Origin of the sequence: Lactobacillus gigeriorum DSM 23908 = CRBIP 24.85, assembly GCF_000296855.1 — a bacterium.
GTDB classification, from domain to species: domain Bacteria; phylum Bacillota; class Bacilli; order Lactobacillales; family Lactobacillaceae; genus Lactobacillus; species Lactobacillus gigeriorum.
Genome location: NZ_CAKC01000081.1, coordinates 1 through 3406, shown reverse-complemented (window position 1 = coordinate 3406; position 3406 = coordinate 1). Strand labels below are relative to the sequence as shown.

The window sequence follows — 3406 nt, the reverse complement described above, 5'->3', positions numbered from 1 at the left end:
GTTTAAATCATATAAATATTTAAGAAAGCAAGATTAGACTAATGGTTTATGGGTTACCGCAAAAATATTGACACTTACCATCATACGTAATTTTTATACTTTTTGTTCAAAGTGGTTCATAATAGTAAGTAGTTGAATATTTTAAAACAGAATAAAATTGAATAATTTTAACAGAAAGGTAGGTCAAAAATGGATCGTAAGAAATTAAAGCATTTGATTCATGAACGCAAGAAAACGAATCAAATTGAAGATAGCTATGATTCACAAATTCCGTTTTGTCAGTTGAAGGTTTCATTAGATAAAGCTCGCAAAGATGGCACGTTGAATATTTTTCGGATAAAGACGTTGACGAAGTTGAGGAATAATTATGAGTATGAATATTCAGATCACATAAGATTAAAACCATATTTTGAAGCTGAACATCCGGTAATGTGGCAAGGAATTGTAAGTCACATTACAACGCCGAATGCTAAAACTAAGCCAGTTGGAGATATTTTAATCGATAAAGTTGAATTTGACGGCGGACAAACTGGAATTTTCCAAGCTGGTCGTCCCATCGACTATCATTTGTGGCTATCGCTAGAACGAATCAAAATGGTTTCGATTCCACCGCTTGATGGGAAGCACAAGATATCCATTGGGGATGTCATTCAGGGAATCAGTTCGGTTACCTCATATGGCCGTGGCAAATATGGTCTTGGTACGACTTTTATTACTGGTTTGGGTGTACCGGCTAGATTTACGGCAAAGAATGAACATATTCCGCATGTAGAGTTGATTTCTAATTATGATCGGGGCGACGATTGGGTTTTGGAAGTTAAAAATAATCCAACCCTCGTTGAAAAGATTGGCGAATCGATTTTAACACCAACGATCAACTTGAAAGAGTATGCCGAACTAAGAGGTCATGTCGATGTTCGCTACCAACCCGCTCGTTATGATAAATATTTTGAACGGTTAGTAACTGATAAGGCACCTGAGAAGAACTATGATTTATTGGATGCGGATGAACATTATTATGCTGGTTCAATTGTAGGGATGAAGCCAGTCTGGAATGGGCAAGATTATGAATTAGATTATAAGCTGAAAAATATTTGGCTAATCAATGGCCATAAGTTTGGGGCACTAGTTTCTGCAGGGCAATCAGTGCGTTTGCCAAGAAATTATATTTTGCCCAAAGAAAGTCCTGAAGGATCACAAATCAAATTTAAAGCTCTGCCTGACCAAACCAATAAAGAGTTGTTGTCCAATTTTTCTGAGGTTGAGATCTATAATTATCACGCTTCTGAAAAAATGCCAACTGATCAAGATGCCTTATTAGGTTATTTCTTGCTTGAGAATCAACGCTATGACTTTAATGCTCGTCCTTATGTCATGAAATATTTGGCTTGGCTAGATGAAGAAAAACTAGATCCAACTAGAGTCCAAACGGTTATTAATTTCATGATTCATAATCGACAATTACTTGCAGAAGGCCAGCTTAATAATAAGATTGCTTTAGCTCCTAGTTTGGCATATGAAATTGGTGATAGGAAGTACTATGATGTAGAATTGGTTCTTGATTTATCAAATGTGATTTCTGAGACTGAATTGAATTCCAAGCTACAGGTTTTGGAACAGGTTGATCAACCAGCACCGGCAAAGCCTGATGTCGAAACTAAGGTTGAAAAGCCTGAAGAGGCAGAAACTTCAAAGGTTGATGAAGAATCTAAAGCAGAAAATCCGGAAACAAAACCGTCTGAGCCAGAAGCAAGCAAGCCAAGCAATCAAGAAATGCGGAGCGTCAATGACTTGAAGTCAGATCTAGGCAATGAACAAATTTTTATCGGTGAGAAGGATATTATTGAAGTAGCAGACAGTAAAGGACAGATTCAAATTTCCCAAGCTAATGCGAAAGAAATTCCATTGCCAACGTATAAGAAGCTATTGAAGTACATTATGCGAACCTACGTCAATATGAAGGCGGTTATGCCTGAAAGTGATGTGTTGAAGAAGCTACGCTTACAAGGTTATCCCGTTCAAGAATTACATTTGACTGGACAAGATTTATCGGATATTGCGAAGCAAAACATTCCCAAGATTGGCTTGTGGTTCAAAGATGGCGATATTTGGCGTTTCAGTGCAGAAACGTTCTTCAGTTTAGTTTCTTACTTCAAAGATCATCGTAATGAATTTGCCAAGCAAGTTGCGGTAGCTAAAGCTAAAGAAACTAAGGCAATGCACCTTGCAGAGCTAGCTAAAGAAGAACAAGCTAAGCAAGCTGAAGCTGCAGTTGAAGCAGTTAAGCCAGAGATCAAGCCAAGTCCTGCACCAGTTAAAAAGACTAAGCCAGTGATCACTGTTTCGAAGAAGGCAATCATGAAGACAGCTACCGAAGCAAAACAAGTGCGCATTATTACTGCTGCCGGAACCTACCTTGCTGATGAATGGCATAGTTTGGCTCAAGCTCAAGCTGAATTAGCGAAATTAGTATATCGGACAAATCCAAGCTTTATTCCTGCTCATGAAGAATTTACAGGCAAGGAAGTTTTGTTAGCACCAGCTTTTGTCCAATTAATTGAAGAAGTTTAAGGTTGAAATCATCCCTAAAAAGGCGGGATGATTTTTTATGCCACATTATATAATTTGCTTATTGTTAGATAGAAAATTTATTTTCTACCCAAAATCAAGTATTATTAGGTATTTTAAGCAAGTATTTTTGATCATTCTTATCAATTATTGAATCAATTGGAGATTATAGTCATTAATTTTTGCATGACAAACAACAGTCTAGTATTTATATTTTTAAACCAGACTGTTATACTGTACATAACCAAGTGCTTTTACAATTAAAGTCTTTGATTATGTGTGGCTACGTTGTAATCATACGCTTGGCCGTTTATTATCATTGCGTACAAGGTTCTTATTAACTTATGTACGCTCGCAATGGCAATCTTCTTGTAGCTTCTGCTATGAGAAGATTGTTTTTTTGCATTGTAATAATCGGCAATGTGATTGCCATGCTTGCTTATTCCCAAATGGCCATCGTATTCTCCAGATTGATATCTTCCTGGATCTATTCCTACAAAGGCGTCAATCTGATTTGAGCTCTTGAATCTGCGCAAGTCTCCCAGTTCTGCGATCAATCTCAAGGCTGTAATTCTGGCAATGCCTGGAACGCTTAAATATAGCTCCAAGTCATCTTTAGGAGCTATTTCTTCCATGTAGTCGATGATCTCAGCTTTTTCAGCTTCTAAATCGATTAGCTGTTGTGCTAGGCGCCGCACTAGTTTCACCTGAACGCTGTCATAGTCGTAGTAGGCGTAAGCCAACTTGGCCAGGCTTAAAAGAGAATTGGACAGGTTGTTTGCCTTTCTTTTTCCAATGCCATCAATCTCTTGAAGCTTAGCGTTGACTTGCTCAAATC

The 3406-nt window shown here is 37.7% G+C and carries 2 protein-coding genes; one reads left to right on the top strand and one right to left on the bottom strand.

Annotated elements, in window-relative coordinates; genetic code table 11:
* Window positions 1-189: 189 nt before the first annotated feature.
* A complete protein-coding gene (locus tag BN52_RS07540; protein ID WP_008473865.1) occupies window positions 190-2571 on the top strand; it encodes a hypothetical protein in 2382 nt (793 codons plus the stop codon).
* Window positions 2572-2828: 257 nt separating this feature from the next.
* On the opposite strand, the gene BN52_RS07535 is transcribed toward BN52_RS07540, so the two are convergent.
* The coding region (locus BN52_RS07535; RefSeq protein WP_040473497.1) for an IS110 family transposase at window positions 2829-3406 on the bottom strand (578 nt) is incomplete at its 5' end.